Here is a 13847-nt window from a genome sequence, read left to right as displayed (position 1 = left end):
GCCCCAACCCCCTCAACCGCCGGTCGGCAACGCGAAGCGAGCCGTCCCGACGACCACACCCCTCCGCCGCTCCGATCCCCAGCCTGCTTACACTCCGAGATCGGGGCGGCGGAGGGGTGCACACAGCGCGGCCCCCGCGCGTCCGTTGCTGCCCCAGCGCAACGACCAAGCAAAGCCGAGGGGAAAAGAGAAAGAATGTCCTCGCCGGACGGGCTGGCTCCGGGATAACAGGGGGTTTTGCAGACACCCACAGCTCCCAGCGTGGCTGGGTTGGGGAGTTGGGTGGGTTGCCGCTCAACTCCGAGGCCAACTCCGAGGGCAACTCCGGGGGCAACTCCGCCACCTGCGGCAAAGTCCCGGGTCAGGTCCTTCGTGCAGGTCAAAAGCGACCCTCCTTGCGGCGTTGGCACTCGCGTGGCTAGAGTGCTAATTGCACGGCACCGCACACGCCCCGGCACCCGCGACGGCGGGGGTGGAAGGCGCCAAAAACCTGTAAGTACACCTGCCAACGCTTTCGACGACCCGTGGAGGTCAACCCGGTGAGCGTGAACATCAAACCGCTCGAGGACAAGATCGTTGTCCAGACGAGCGAGGCCGAGGAGACGACGGCTTCCGGTCTCGTCATCCCCGACACCGCCAAGGAAAAGCCCCAGGAGGGCAAGGTTCTGGCCGTGGGCCCGGGCCGCGTGGACGACAAGGGCAACCGCATTCCCGTGGATGTCAACGTCGGCGACGTGGTGATCTACTCCAAGTACGGCGGCACCGAGGTCAAGTACAACGGTGAGGACTACCTGATCCTGTCCGCTCGCGACGTGCTGGCCGTCGTCAACTGACGTCGGCGTATGCGCTGATGCCCCGGGCCCCGCTTCGCCGGGGGCCGGGGCATTTCGCTGTCTGAGAGGACTCACATGCCTAAGCAGATCAACTTCGACGAGGACGCCCGCCGGGCGCTCGAGCGCGGGGTGAACAAGCTGGCCGACGCGGTCAAGGTCACCCTCGGCCCGCGCGGCAGGCACGTCGTGCTGGACAAGAAGTTCGGTGGCCCGACCATCACGCTCGACGGGGTCACCGTCGCCCGTGAGATCGAGCTGGACGACCCGTTCGAGAACCTCGGCGCCCAGCTGGCCAAGAACGTCGCCACCAAGACCAACGACGTCGCCGGTGACGGCACCACCACGGCCACCGTGCTGGCGCAGTCCCTGGTGCGGGTCGGCCTGCGCAACGTGGCCGCCGGTGCCAACCCGACGGCGCTCGGCCGCGGCATCGAGGCCGCCGCGGACAAGGTCGTGGAGGTGCTCAAGAGCAAGGCCACGCCGGTCAAGGGGCGCGAGAACATCGCCCAGGTCGGCACGGTCACCTCTCGTGACGCCACCATCGGCCAGCTGCTCGGCGAAGCCGTGGAGAAGGTCGGCGAGGACGGCGTGATCACCGTGGAGGAGTCCTCCACGCTGGCCACCGAGCTCGACATCACCGAGGGTATCCAGTTCGACAAGGGCTACCTGTCGGCGCACTTCGCGACCAACCCCGAAGAGCAGCGCGCGATCCTCGAGGACGCCTACGTGCTGCTCCACCGGGAGAAGATCTCCGCGCTGGCGGACCTCCTCCCGGTGCTGGAGAAGGTCGTCGAGGCCAAGAAGCCGCTGCTGATCATCGCCGAGGACGTCGACGGCGAGGCGCTGTCCACCCTGGTGGTCAACGCGCTCCGCAAGACGATCACCGCGGTCGCCGTGAAGGCGCCGTTCTTCGGTGACCGTCGCAAGGCGTTCCTGGACGACCTCGCGGTCGTCACGGGCGGCGAGGTCGTCTCCTCGGAGGTCGGCCTGAAGCTGTCCGAGATCGGGCTCGACTCGCTGGGCTCGGTCCGTCGCGTCGAGGTCACCAAGGACGCCACGACGCTCGTCGACGGCAAGGGCACCAAGGCCGACATCGACGCTCGCATCGCGCAGATCCGCAAGGAGATCGACACCACCGACTCCGACTGGGACCGCGAGAAGCTGCAGGAGCGGCTGGCGAAGCTCGGCGGCGGCGTCGCCGTGATCAAGGTCGGCGCGGCCACCGAGACCGAGCTGAACGAGCGCAAGCACCGCATCGAGGACGCCGTGGCTTCCACCAAGGCGGCCGTCGAGGAGGGCATCGTGCCCGGCGGTGGTTCCGCGCTCGTGCACGCGGTCAAGGAGCTGGACGACCTCGGCCTCACCGGTGACGAGGCCACGGGCGTGAAGATCGTCCGTGACGCGCTCACCGCGCCGCTGTACTGGATCGCCAGCAACGCCGGCCTCGAGGGCGCGGTCACCGTGTCCAAGGTGCAGGAGCAGGGCTGGGGCCACGGCCTGAACGCGGCCACCGGCGAGATCACCGACCTGCTCGCGGCCGGCATCGTCGACCCGGTCAAGGTCACCCGCTCCGCGGTCGCCAACGCGGCGTCCATCGCCCGGCTCGTGCTCACCACGGAGAGCTCCGTGGTCGAGAAGCCCGCCGACGAGGACGAGGAGGCGCACGGCCACGGTCACGGCCACGCGCACTGATCCATCGCAAGAGGAAAGGGCGGCATCCCCTCGGGGGTGCCGCCCTTTCCTTGCGCGCCAACACTTTCAGGCGTTCACGCCGCCGTCCACGGTGATCGCCGAACCGGTGATGAACGTGCCGGCGGGCCCGGCCACGTGTGCGACGGTGGCCGCGATGTCAGCGGGGGCCGCATGCCTGCCGACCGCGCTGGTGGCGAGCGTCGTCCTGGCGCGCGGCCCGTCGGCCGGGTTCATGTCGGTGTCGGTCGGCCCGGGATGGATCAGCACCGCGGTGATCCCGCGCGGCCCGAGATCGCGCGCGATTCCCTTGGTGAACCCGGAAAGCGCGGACTTCGTCGCCGAGTAGACGCTGAACCCGGAAGGCACGAGCCGGTCCGCCAGCGTGCTGCCGATCGTGATGACCCGGCCGCCTTCGGGCAGGTACTTGGTCGCCGCCATGGCCGCGACGAAGGGCGCGCGCACGTTCACCGCCAGCGCCCGGTCGAGGTCCGCGAGCGCGAGTTCGCCGATCGGCGCCTTCGGGAAGATCCCGGCGTTGTTCACCAGGATGTCCAGCCCGCCCAGCGTTTCCGCGGTGCGGTCCACGGCGCCGGTGACGGCGTCGGCGTCCGCCGAATCGGCCTGGATCGCGATCGCCTTGCGGCCGAGCCCCTCGATCTCCGCGACCACCTCTTCCGCGCGGTCGCGTGACCTCTCGTAGGTGATCGCGACGTTCGCGCCCTCGGCCGCCAGCCGCACCGCGATGGCCGCGCCGATGCCCCTGCTGGCCCCGGTGACCAGCGCCGTCTTCCCCTCGAGTACCGCCACGAGTAACCTCCCAAGATTCTGTATCGATCGGCACAGAAATTAGAGCTGCCGGGCACCGCGGTCAAGCTTTTTGTAGCGATCGACATAGAATGGCCGCATGCCCCGAGGCCGTCCCCGCACCTTCGACCGTGACGCCGCGCTCGAGAAGGCCATGCTGGTCTTCTGGGAGCGCGGCTACGAGGGCGTTTCTATGAGCGACCTGACCGCGGCCATGGACATCAACTCGCCGAGCCTGTACGCGGCCTTCGGCAGCAAAGAGGCGTTGTTCCGGGAAGCCGTCGAACGCTACGGAGAGCGCTTCGAGGTCCGGTGCGCCGGACGAGAGACGGCGCGCGAAGCCGTCGAGGAGTGGCTGCTCGAACGCTCACGGACCTTCGCCGACCAAGCCCATCCGCCGGGCTGCATGGTGGTGCTCTCCGGGCTGAATTGCACGGCGCGGAACACGCCGATCCGGGAATTCCTGGCGCAAAAACGGCGCGCGCACCTCGATGCGCTGCGGGTGCGTCTCGCACAGGGTGTCGCCGACGGAGATATCCCGGAAAACACCGATCTCGACGCTATGGTCCGGTTTTTCGGCACTGTCTTGCACGGTCTGGCGATTCAGGCACTGGACGGCGCGCGAGAAGTGGATCTTCGAACGGTGGTGGACGCCGCGATGGCCGCCTGGCCACGGTTCACGCAAGAAAAAGGGGCGGCCGCTCCCTGAGGAGATGCCGCCCCATTTTCTTCCCCCTCACTGGCCGGTGAGACTCATCTGGCGTTTGCCGGTTTTGATGATGCTCTCCCGTTCGGACTCGGAAAGCCCGCCCCAGATCCCGTAGGGCTCGTGCACGGCCAGCGCGTGCTCGCGGCACATCCGCAGCACCGGGCAGGCCAGGCAAATCGCTTTGGCCCGGGCCTCCCGACGTGCCCTGGCCGGTCCGCGCTCCCCGTCGGGATGGAAGAAAGCCGCGCTGTCCATCCCTCGGCAGGACCCCTCCAGCTGCCAGTCCCAGATGTCTGCATTCGGGCCTGGAAGCCTGCGCGTGTCTGCCATCGTGACCGCCTCCGTTTTTCGGTCTGTGACCCCTGCTGTTGCGCTCGACTACTCCATTTGGTGCAACGGCGGTAACGTTAGAAGCGCGCCAATAGTTGTTCAAGGGAATCAATCGGATTCAGCCGTTAGGTGTCCCCCGCAAGCGTGAGGCCGTCCGGTTTCGCAGGTCGCGGTGCATAACATTCAGGTTGCTGGGTAGCCATGCCGCCGGAATATTGGGGCGAATGGATCGCCGTGGGTGTGCCCGACAGGCCGAGCCGACCATGCCGGTAGCCGCCGTGGCCCGGCGGCTCGGTGTCGCCCCTTCGACCCTGCGCACCTGGGACCGCCGCTACGGGCTCGGCCCGAGCAAGCACACCGGCGGCAAGCACCGCCGCTACGGCGCCACCGACATCAACAGGCTCGAGCTCATGCAGCGCGCCCTGCTGCGTGGTGCGTCGACAGCTGAAGCCGCACGCTACGCGTTGACAGCGTCGATCGCCGAGGTCTCCGACGAGCTGGCCGAGCCTCCGGAAGCGGAGCGGGCCGAGGTCCCGGACAGGTCCGTGGCGCGGCGCCTGCGGATGGCGGCCACGGCGATGGACGGCGCCGCCGTGCAGCGCGCGCTCGCCGAGCTGCTCGCCGAAGCCGGCGCGCTCACGGCGTGGGAGAACGTGATCGACCCCGTGCTGTCCGCGCTCGGCACCAGCTGGGACGGAACCCCCGCTGGGCCCGAGGCCGAGTACCTGCTTTCCGAATGCGTGCTCGGTGCGCTCGTGCGGGCCACGCCGGTGCTCGACAACCCGCGCAACCAACGCCCGGTGCTGCTCAGCGTCGTCCCCGACGAGCGCGAGAACCTGCCGGTCTACGCGCTCGCGGCCTGCCTGTCCGAACGCGGGATCAGTACGCAGGTCTTCGGCAATCCGCCTTCCGGCGAAGTGCTCGCGGTCGCCGTGCGGCGAAGCGTGCCTTCGGCCGTGGTGCTGCGCGCGGAACAGCTGACCGCCGCGGATGTGCGGTTGCTGCCACGGGTTTCCCGTGGTCGCCAACGCTGCCGGGTGTTCGCGTGGGGGCCGGGCTGGTCGCCGGACGCGCTGCCGGATCAGGTCGAGCATCTCGCCGATCTCCGCGCGGCCGTCGAGCGCGTCGAACATGTCCTACTGGGCAAGTAGGCTGGCCGGGTGCCAGAAGACGAGCTGCGGCGAGTGGCCTTCGGAGACCTCCCCGCGCTCGGTCTGGAAGCGCTTTCCGTAGCTGTGACGGGCCCGCCGCGGTCGAGGCTGATCGCCGCGATCGTGCTCGGCGCCCGCGGCTGTTACGCGGCTGCCGCAACAGTTCTCCATGAGCTTGGCCGTGGAGCCGACCCCGTTGTCGCGTCGCTCGCGTTGAGCACTTTCGCCTCCCATCGCAGGCAGCTCGGCGGGCATGCCGCCGCGTTCGGCCCGGATGCCGCCGCGCTCAAGCTCGTCGTCGATCTCCGTGGCGGTGAGGACAGGGACGGGCTCGACGCCGCCGGTGCCCGAACCGACGCGTTGCTCGGCCTGGCGGCGGACAACCTCGGCGTCGGACGGCTGTCCGTCTCCCGCCGCCTGCTGGCGCGGGCCGAGCCGGAGTGCTGGCGTTCCCGGGTCCGGCTGGGCTGGGTCACGGCCGAGACGGAGCTGGCGAGCGGCAACGCCGAGGCCGCGCTGGAGCCGGCGGAACGGGCGTTGAAGCTGGCCACCGAAGCCGGCGCCCGCCGGCACGTGGTCAAGTCGCAGCTGGTGCTCGCCGCCGCGCTCGGGGCCACCGGTGACCGGGACAGGGCCTGCCCTCTTGTTGAAGAAGCGTTAGGCGTTACCGATGAGTTCGAATTACGCTCCCTGAGTTGGCCTGCGGGACTGCTCGCCGCCGAATTCCGACCAGCGTGCGGTCGGTATCGATCCAGGGTCGACGAGGTGTTGCACGCTGTGTTACGACGATCCGATCCGGATGGGAGGCGGCTGGCGCGTGACTCGCCTTGGGTCCCGGAATGAGCCCCGTTGCAGCGGTCGGGCCACGCATACCGACATCCGGGCGAAGATCTTCCAAAAAAAGCCACCGGATCGTGTCAAGTCGCGGCCTAAAGCGTCCGATAGGGGATATGGAAGGTCACCCGGCTGCAGGAAGGAAACCCCGTGACTACGGTCTTGATCTGCGACGACCGACGCAGTGTCCGCGAAGGGCTCACCCGCGTGATGTCTGCCGTCCCCGGCGTCAGTCGCATCGACTGCGTAGCGCACGGTGACGAGTTGCTGGCCAGGTATTCGCGGCAGCCGGTGGACGTGGTCCTCGTCGGCACCCAGCGCGCGATGCCGGCCGGGGTGGAGGCGACTCGGCGGCTGGTGTCCGCCAATCCCCAGGCCAACGTGATCGTCTTCGGCGCGCCCGACGATGCCAGCAGCATCGCCGCCGCGATCGCCGGTGGCGCTCGCGGTTACCTGCGCTGGGACGCCTCCCGGCCCGAACTCGTGGCCGCACTCGCGCACACGCTGGCCAGCACCTCGGTGCCGGCGCCCCGGCAGCCCGCCGACCCGGGAGTCCAGCTCACCGAGCGGGAACTGCAGGTGTTGCGCGGCATGAGCCAGGGCAAGAGCAACGGTCAGATCGGGCGTGAGCTCTACCTGTCCGAGGACACCGTGAAGACCCACGCCCGCCGCTTGTTCCGCAAGCTCGGCGTGCGCGACCGCGCGCAGGCCGTGGCGCACGGTTTCCGGCGCGGCCTGGTTTCCTGAGCCCGCTCCGGAGCGTAAGCTTCCCGCGAGTCGTTGAATTCTTGAACACCTGACGGCGCACCCCGCTGCCGGACCTTGCAGTGGGGCGCGCCGAGGGCGACCGTGCACGAGCCACGTGGACGCCGGGCGGTACGGTGGGCATCACCGGTGCGAGGGACCCTGATGCCGCGTGCCGCCATTTTGTACGCCTACACGTAACACTGGGACTGTTGTCTGCGATGGCCAATGTGGGGGACGGACTGGACGAGTCAGTCGCCGCCGCCGTCGAGGGAGATCCTCAGGCGGTGGAGCGGCTGCTTGCCGCGATCCGTCCTCTAGTGGTGCGGTACTGCCGCGCCAGGGTTGGCAGACAGGAGCGTTCGTTCGCTTCGGCAGACGACGTGGCTCAGGAGGTGTGTCTCGCGGTGCTCACGGCATTGCCTTCGTACCGTGACCAAGGGCGCCCGTTCCTGGCCTTCGTCTACGGCATCGCTCAGCACAAGGTGGCCGACGCGCATCGTGCCGCCGCCCGAAACCGCGCCGAACCGGTGGCCGAGATCCCCGACGAGATCGAGGGGGATGTCGGTCCCGAGCAGCGCGCGCTGCAGGGGGAGCTGAACGAGCGGATGTCCCAGCTGCTGCGGGTTCTGCCGGACAAACAACGCGAAATAGTGGTGCTGCGAGTGGTCGTGGGGCTTTCCGCTGAAGAGACCGCGGACGCGGTCGGGTCCACGCCCGGTGCCGTCCGGGTCGCTCAGCACCGGGCTCTTGCGCGGCTCCGCAAGGCGCTGGCGTCCGAGGAGGTGGCCTGAGTGACCGACCGCGACAGCCGGGATGAGGTCAGACGTGAGCTCGAGCAGCTCGGTTTCGACGACACGATGAGCTCGTCACAGGTCGCGTTCGAGGCGGACCTTTCCGCCGTGCACGCGGATGACGCGCTGCTCGACGCGCTGGGCGGCTCCGATCCCCAGGTGGCCGACGGCCTCGGTGACCAGGAGCTGAACGCGCTGCTGCTCGCGTGGCGGCGCGACATCGACAGTGAGCCGCTGGCCGAGCTGGTCGACACCGACACGGCCGTCACCACGATCAAGACGGCGGCGCTCGCGCGCAAGCACGGGCAGCGCGCCCGCAACCGCAGGCTGCTCTGGCCCGTCGCGGCGGCTGCCGCGGTGCTGGCCATCGCCTTCACCGGCACCAGCATCGCCGCGCGCGACGCTCAGCCCGGTGACGCGCTCTGGGGTCTGACGAAGGTCCTGTACGCCGATCACGCCCGCTCGGTCGAGGCCGCCTCCGCGGCGCGAAGCGACCTGCAGCAGGCGAGCATCGCGCTGTCACAGGGCAAGATCGCCGAGGCGCAGCAGGCACTGGCCGAAGCGGCCGCGAAGCTGAGTCAGGTCTCCGCGGAGGACAACCTCGCCCAGCTGATGCAGGAACACCAGCAGCTGAGCCAGATGTTGCAGCGGCCGGGGCAGACCACCGAGCCGTCCACGCCGACCTCGCCGTCCACGGTGGCTCCGCCGCCGTCGTCGAGCACGCAGGTCGTCACCACCACGCCGACGCCGACCACTTCGCCCACAACTTCGCCGCCGCCGACCTCGGAGAGCACCAGCTCCACGCCGATGCTGCCGCCGCCATCCACGGAGAGCAGCTCGTCGGCGTCCGGCGAAGGCACCGGCAGCACCGGGAACTCCATCCGCTACGACAGCAACTCGACCGACGGCGGGGCCGGCGCCCAGCCCGCGGCGACGGGTAACTGAACTCACGGGAAAGGCCCGGCCGGGGAATCCGGCCGGGCCTTCTTGCTGTGGGGAAGAGCTCAGTAAGCGCTTTCGTTCGCGGTCACGCCGTCGGCGTAGCCGCGGCAGTAATCCCAGCTCACGTAGTCCGCCGGGTCCGGATCGAACGCGGGCTCGTGCGGCCGCATCCTGCCGTCGGCGAGCAGCTGTTCGAGGCTCGCGCGCAGCAGATGCCAGTCGTGGTAGTGCGGCTGGTCACACTCACCGCAGTCCACGACGATGCCCCGCACCCCGCGCGGTTCCAGGAGGGCCTGGTACACGGCTAGGTCGGAGAGGTCGGCGAGCAACTCGGTGCGCGCCTGCGCATCGATCGGTTCGTCCAGGTCATCGCCGGGTTCGGCCAGGTTTTTGGCCGGATCGTCGGGATCATCGGCGAACGGGTCCGGGGGCAACACGTCGTGCGGCACGGGCTGCACGGTACCGGGCGGAGGTGGGGCCCTGTCCAGATACCATCGGGAGAGAGTTCTCCGAATTGCCGAGGAAGGTCTGTAACCAGCTATGACGAGCGAGTTCGCCCCCGAAGACAAGTTCGCGATGCTGGGCCTGACCTTCGACGACGTGCTGCTGCTGCCCGCCGAGTCGGATGTGGTGCCCAGCGCGGTCGACACCAGCACCCGGCTCTCCCGCAACGTGACGCTGCGTGTGCCGCTGCTCTCGGCGGCGATGGACACGGTCACCGAGGCCAGGATGGCCATCGCGATGGCCCGCCACGGTGGCATGGGTGTGTTGCACCGCAACCTGCCGGTCGAGGAGCAGGCCGCCGCGGTCGAGGTCGTGAAGCGGTCCGAGGCGGGCATGGTGACCGACCCGGTCACCTGTTCCCCGGAGGACACACTGGCCGAGGTCGACGCGCTGTGCGCCAGGTTCCGGATCTCCGGTGTCCCGGTGACCGACGCGGCCGGCACGCTGGTCGGCATCATCACCAACCGCGACATGCGGTTCGAGGTGGACTACAGCCGCCCGGTCAGCGAAGTGATGACCCGCCAGCCGTTGATCACCGCGCAGGTCGGGGTCACCGCGGAGGCGGCGCTCGGGCTGCTGCGCCGCCACAAGATCGAGAAGCTGCCGATCGTCGACGGCGCGGACAAGCTGCGCGGGCTGATCACGGTCAAGGACTTCGTGAAGACCGAGCAGTACCCGAACGCGACGAAGGACACCGACGGCAGGCTCCTGGTCGGGGCCGCGGTGGGCGTCGGCGCCACGGGCCACCAGCGCGCGATGGCGCTCGCCGACGCGGGCGTCGATGTGCTGATGGTCGACACGGCGCACGGGCACTCGCGCGCGGTCGTGGACATGGTGGCCACCCTGAAGAAGGAGTTCGGCGAGACCGTGGACGTGGTCGGCGGGAACGTGGCCACCCGGGCCGGCGCGCAGGCGCTGGTGGACGCGGGCGCGGACGGCGTGAAGGTCGGCGTCGGGCCGGGCTCGATCTGCACCACCCGGATCGTGGCCGGGGTCGGCGTCCCGCAGATCTCCGCGATCTTCGAGGCCGACAAGGCCTGCCGCCCCGCCGGTGTGCCGGTGATCGGGGACGGCGGCATCCAGTACTCGGGCGACATCGCGAAGGCCATCACGGCCGGCGCGTCCGCGGTGATGCTGGGCAGCCTGCTGGCCGGCACCGCCGAGTCGCCGGGTGACCTGATCCTGGTCAACGGCAAGCAGTTCAAGACCTACCGCGGGATGGGCTCGCTGGGCGCGATGCAGTCCCGCGACGGGAAGAAGTCCTACTCGAAGGACCGCTACGCGCAGGACGACGTGCTCTCCGAGGACAAGCTGGTCCCGGAGGGCATCGAGGGCCGGATCCCGTTCCGGGGGCCGCTGATCAACGTCGTGCACCAGCTCGTCGGCGGGCTGCGTTCGGGCATGGGGTACGCGGGCGCGGAGACGATCCAGGAGCTGCAGCAGGCGCAGCTCGTGCGGATCACCGCGGCCGGGCTCAAGGAGAGCCACCCGCACGACGTCACGATGACCGTCGAGGCCCCGAACTACACCAGCCGCTGAGCAGCGGCTCCAGCAACGAGAGGGGATCCGCACGTGCGGGATCTTGTCGAAATCGGCATGGGGCGTACCGCGCGGCGCGCGTACGACCTCGGGGACGTGGAGATCGTCCCCTCGCGCCGGACGCGTTCGTCCGCGGTGGTGTCCACCGCGTGGCAGATCGACGCCTACCGCTTCGACCTCCCGCTGGTCACGCACCCGACGGACGCGATCGTCTCCCCGGGTACGGCGGTGGAGATCGGCAAGCTGGGCGGCCTCGGCGTGCTGAACGCCGAGGGCCTGTGGGCGCGGCACTCCAATGTGGACGATGCGATGCGGCGGCTGCTGGACGCGGTGAAGGACGAGGACTCCACCGCGCTGGTCCGCCTGCTGCAGGAGCTGCACTCGGCGCCGGTGCAGCCGGAGCTGCTGGCCGAAGTGATCCGCACGGTGCGCGAGGCCGGGGTCACGGTGGCCGCTCGGGTGAGCCCGCAGCGTGCCGCCGAGCTGACCCCGCACCTGATCGCCGCCGGGGTGGAGATCCTGGTCGTGCAGGGCACGATCATCTCCGCGGAGCACGTCTCCGGTGACGCGGATTCCTTGGACCTCAAGGAGTTCATCGGTGGTCTCGACGTGCCGGTGATCGCCGGCGGTGTGGCCGACTACCGCACCGCGATGCACCTGATGCGCACCGGCGCCGCCGGTGTGATCGTCGGGCATGGGTACACGCCGGGCATCACGAGCACGGACAGGGTGCTGGGCATCGGCGTGCCGATGGCCACCGCGATCATCGACGCCGCCGCGGCGCGCCGGGACTACCTCGACGAGACCGGCGGCCGGTACGTGCACGTCCTCGCCGACGGCGGCATGACCACGTCCGGCGACATCGCGAAGGCCATCGCGTGCGGGGCCGACTCGGTGATGCTCGGTGCCCCGCTGGCGGCGGCCACCGAGGCGCCGGGGCACGGGCTGTACTGGACGGCCGCGGCCGCGCACCCGTCGCTGCCGCGTTCGCGGGTGGCCGCGGGCCCGGATCTCGAGGTCGGCCTGAAGACCCTGCTCTACGGCCCGTCCTCGGATGCCGAGGGCGCGGTGAACCTGTTCGGCGGGCTGCGCCGGGCGATGGCGAAGACGGGGTACTCGGATCTCAAGGAGTTCCAGCGGGTGGGGCTGACCGTCCGCGGCTGAGGTCTCCAACTCGCCAGTAACTTACTCCTGGTCAGAAGTTCCCCGCGGCGTTACCCTTTTACGTGTGACCGCGAGTAACAGCAGTGCAGCTGACTATGACGTGATCGTGGTCGGTTCGGGCTTCGGCGGCAGCGTCGCGGCCCTCCGGCTGACGGAAAAGGGCTACCGGGTGGCCGTCGTGGAGGCGGGCCGCCGGTTCGCGGACGACGAGTTCGCCAAGACGTCCTGGGACCTCAAGCGCTACCTGTGGGCGCCGGCGCTGGGCTGTTTCGGCATCCAGCGCGTGCATCTGCTCAAGGACGTCATGGTGCTCGCCGGCGCCGGGGTGGGCGGCGGCTCACTGGTCTACGCGAACACGTTGTACCGGCCGCTCAAGCCCTTCTACGCCGACCGGCAGTGGGCGCACATCACCGACTGGGAGTCGGAGCTGGCGCCGCACTACGACCAGGCGAGCCGGATGCTGGGCGTGGTCACGAACCCGACGGTCACCCCGTCCGACGAGGTGATGCAGGAGGTGGCCGCCGATCTCGGGGTGGCCGACTCGTACCACCCGACCCCGGTGGGCGTGTACTTCGGCGAGGCGGGGGAGCGGGTGGCGGACCCGTTCTTCGGTGGCGCGGGCCCGGAGCGCACCGGGTGCACGGAGTGTGGCTCCTGCATGACCGGCTGCCGCGTCGGCGCGAAGAACACGCTGGTCAAGAACTACCTGTACCTCGCGGAGCAGGGCGGGGCGAAGGTCATCCCACTGACCACTGTGGACGCCGTGCGGCCGCGCGGCGACGGCTCGTTCGTCGTGGACATCCACAAGACCGGCACGAAGTCCCGGCGGTTCCGGCATTCGCTGACCGCGGGCCAGGTCGTGCTGGCGGCGGGCACCTGGGGTACTCAGCAGTTGCTGCACCGCATGCGGGACAACGGTGTGCTGCCGGACCTCTCGCCGCGTTTCGGGGAGCTGACCCGCACCAACTCCGAGGCGATCATCGGCGCCGGGCGGCTCAAGGCCGATCCGGAGCACGACTACAGCCGCGGCGTCGCGATCACGTCGTCCATCCACCCCGACGAAAGCACGCACATCGAACCCGTGCGCTACGGCAAGGGAAGCAACGCGATGAGCCTGCTGCAGACGCTCGCCACCGACGGCTCGCTGCCGACGCCGCGCTGGCGGCAGATGCTCTCGACGCTGGCGAAGAAGCCCGTCCAGTCGCTGAAGCTGCTCAACGGCTACAGGTGGAGCGAGCGCACGGTGATCCTGCTGGTGATGCAGAGCCTGGACAACTCGATCACCACGTACCTGAAGCGGGGCCTGTTCGGGCGGCGCAAGTACACCTCGAAGCAGGGGCACGGCGAGCCGAACCCGACCTTCATCCCCGCCGGGCACGAGGCGAACCTGCGCACCGCCGAGCACATCGGCGGCGTCGCGGGCGGGACCTGGGGCGAGATCTTCAACATCCCGCTCACCGCACACTTCATCGGTGGCGCCCCGATCGGCACGGACGCCGGGCAGGGCGTGATCGACCCGTACCACCGCGTGTTCAACTACCCGAATCTGTCCATTGTGGATGGAACGGCCGTGACGGCGAACCTCGGCGTGAACCCGTCGCTGACGATCACCGCGCAGGCCGAGCGGGCGTTTTCCTTCTGGCCCAACAAGGGTGAGCCGGATCCGCGGCCGGCGCAGTCCGCGTCGTACCGGCGTCTCGACCCGGTGGCGCCGCGGAATCCGGCCGTGCCGGCCAAGGCCCCCGCCGCCCTGCGGCTGCCCGTGGTGCCCAAGAAGGCGGCGGGGACGCGGCGCCGGAAGGGGTGA

General features: G+C 69.6%; 14 protein-coding genes. 11 read left to right on the top strand and 3 right to left on the bottom strand.

Annotated elements, in window-relative coordinates:
• Positions 1–539: 539 nt before the first annotated feature.
• Together groES and groL are read left to right on the top strand one after the other, a co-directional pair.
• On the top strand, positions 540–833 hold the full coding sequence (gene groES / locus FPZ12_RS36725; protein WP_026153773.1) for a co-chaperone GroES: 294 nt from the start codon (positions 540–542) through the stop codon (positions 831–833).
• Positions 834–908: 75 nt separating this feature from the next.
• A complete protein-coding gene (gene groL, locus FPZ12_RS36720; RefSeq protein WP_144752825.1) occupies positions 909–2525 on the top strand; it encodes a chaperonin GroEL in 1617 nt (538 codons plus the stop codon).
• 66 nt (positions 2526–2591) lie between these two features.
• Here the strand turns inward: groL and FPZ12_RS36715 are convergent, their stop codons facing one another.
• Positions 2592–3332 (bottom strand): SDR family NAD(P)-dependent oxidoreductase, encoded by a 741-nt coding sequence (locus FPZ12_RS36715; RefSeq protein WP_144752822.1) that lies wholly within the window; start codon positions 3330–3332, stop codon positions 2592–2594.
• A gap of 97 nt (positions 3333–3429) precedes the next feature.
• Between FPZ12_RS36715 and FPZ12_RS36710 the strand changes: the two genes are divergently transcribed.
• Positions 3430–4038, top strand: coding sequence for a TetR/AcrR family transcriptional regulator (locus FPZ12_RS36710; protein ID WP_208026140.1), 609 nt, complete (start codon positions 3430–3432; stop codon positions 4036–4038).
• Positions 4039–4065: 27 nt separating this feature from the next.
• Here the strand turns inward: FPZ12_RS36710 and FPZ12_RS36705 are convergent, their stop codons facing one another.
• On the bottom strand, positions 4066–4368 hold the full coding sequence (locus FPZ12_RS36705) for a WhiB family transcriptional regulator (protein ID WP_144752819.1): 303 nt from the start codon (positions 4366–4368) through the stop codon (positions 4066–4068).
• A gap of 224 nt (positions 4369–4592) precedes the next feature.
• On the opposite strand from FPZ12_RS36705, the gene FPZ12_RS36700 reads away from it, so the two are divergent.
• The 5 genes from FPZ12_RS36700 (at position 4593) to FPZ12_RS36680 (ending at position 8836) form a co-directional block, all read left to right on the top strand.
• Entirely contained in the window at positions 4593–5519 is a 927-nt protein-coding gene (locus tag FPZ12_RS36700) for a MerR family transcriptional regulator (RefSeq protein WP_144752816.1), read from the top strand.
• Between the two features lie 9 nt (positions 5520–5528).
• Positions 5529–6362 carry a hypothetical protein gene (locus tag FPZ12_RS36695; RefSeq protein ID WP_144752813.1) on the top strand — a complete coding sequence of 278 codons (834 nt, stop codon included), beginning with the start codon at positions 5529–5531 and terminating at the stop codon, positions 6360–6362.
• A 141-nt stretch (positions 6363–6503) separates the two neighbouring features.
• Positions 6504–7100 (top strand): response regulator transcription factor, encoded by a 597-nt coding sequence (locus FPZ12_RS36690; RefSeq protein WP_027940930.1) that lies wholly within the window; start codon positions 6504–6506, stop codon positions 7098–7100.
• A gap of 218 nt (positions 7101–7318) precedes the next feature.
• Entirely contained in the window at positions 7319–7891 is a 573-nt protein-coding gene (locus tag FPZ12_RS36685; RefSeq protein WP_144752810.1) for a sigma-70 family RNA polymerase sigma factor, read from the top strand.
• On the top strand, positions 7892–8836 hold the full coding sequence (locus FPZ12_RS36680) for an anti-sigma-D factor RsdA (RefSeq protein WP_166463026.1): 945 nt from the start codon (positions 7892–7894) through the stop codon (positions 8834–8836).
• A gap of 59 nt (positions 8837–8895) precedes the next feature.
• On the opposite strand, the gene FPZ12_RS36675 is transcribed toward FPZ12_RS36680, so the two are convergent.
• Positions 8896–9291: a DUF5319 domain-containing protein gene (locus FPZ12_RS36675; RefSeq protein ID WP_166463025.1), complete on the bottom strand. Its 396-nt coding sequence runs from the start codon at positions 9289–9291 to the stop codon at positions 8896–8898.
• A gap of 82 nt (positions 9292–9373) precedes the next feature.
• Here FPZ12_RS36675 and guaB point away from each other — a divergent pair, with 82 nt between their 5' ends.
• The 3 genes from guaB (at position 9374) to FPZ12_RS36660 (ending at position 13847) form a co-directional block, all read left to right on the top strand.
• The gene (guaB, locus tag FPZ12_RS36670; RefSeq protein WP_144752807.1) at positions 9374–10876 is read left to right on the top strand and encodes an IMP dehydrogenase; all 1503 of its coding nucleotides are present in this window, start codon (positions 9374–9376) and stop codon (positions 10874–10876) included.
• A gap of 33 nt (positions 10877–10909) precedes the next feature.
• Positions 10910–12040, top strand: coding sequence for a GuaB3 family IMP dehydrogenase-related protein (locus tag FPZ12_RS36665; RefSeq protein WP_144752804.1), 1131 nt, complete (start codon positions 10910–10912; stop codon positions 12038–12040).
• Positions 12041–12104: 64 nt separating this feature from the next.
• Complete coding sequence (locus FPZ12_RS36660) at positions 12105–13847, top strand: GMC family oxidoreductase (protein ID WP_144752801.1); 1743 nt, start codon at positions 12105–12107, stop codon at positions 13845–13847.

It is taken from the genome of Amycolatopsis acidicola, assembly GCF_007713735.2.
GTDB lineage: Bacteria > Actinomycetota > Actinomycetes > Mycobacteriales > Pseudonocardiaceae > Amycolatopsis_E > Amycolatopsis_E acidicola.
This window is presented reverse-complemented; position numbering and strand designations above follow the sequence as displayed.

Excerpts from the sequence above, each read along its gene's own strand:
- groL (WP_144752825.1), top strand. The coding sequence starts at position 909 with ATGCCTAAGCAGATCAACTTCGACGAGGACGCCCGCCGGGCGCTCGAG.
- FPZ12_RS36710 (WP_208026140.1), top strand. The coding sequence starts at position 3,430 with ATGCCCCGAGGCCGTCCCCGCACCTTCGACCGTGACGCCGCGCTCGAG.
- FPZ12_RS36705 (WP_144752819.1), bottom strand. The coding sequence starts at position 4,368 with ATGGCAGACACGCGCAGGCTTCCAGGCCCGAATGCAGACATCTGGGAC.
- FPZ12_RS36700 (WP_144752816.1), top strand. The coding sequence starts at position 4,593 with ATGGATCGCCGTGGGTGTGCCCGACAGGCCGAGCCGACCATGCCGGTA.
- FPZ12_RS36685 (WP_144752810.1), top strand. The coding sequence starts at position 7,319 with ATGGCCAATGTGGGGGACGGACTGGACGAGTCAGTCGCCGCCGCCGTC.
- guaB (WP_144752807.1), top strand. The coding sequence starts at position 9,374 with ATGACGAGCGAGTTCGCCCCCGAAGACAAGTTCGCGATGCTGGGCCTG.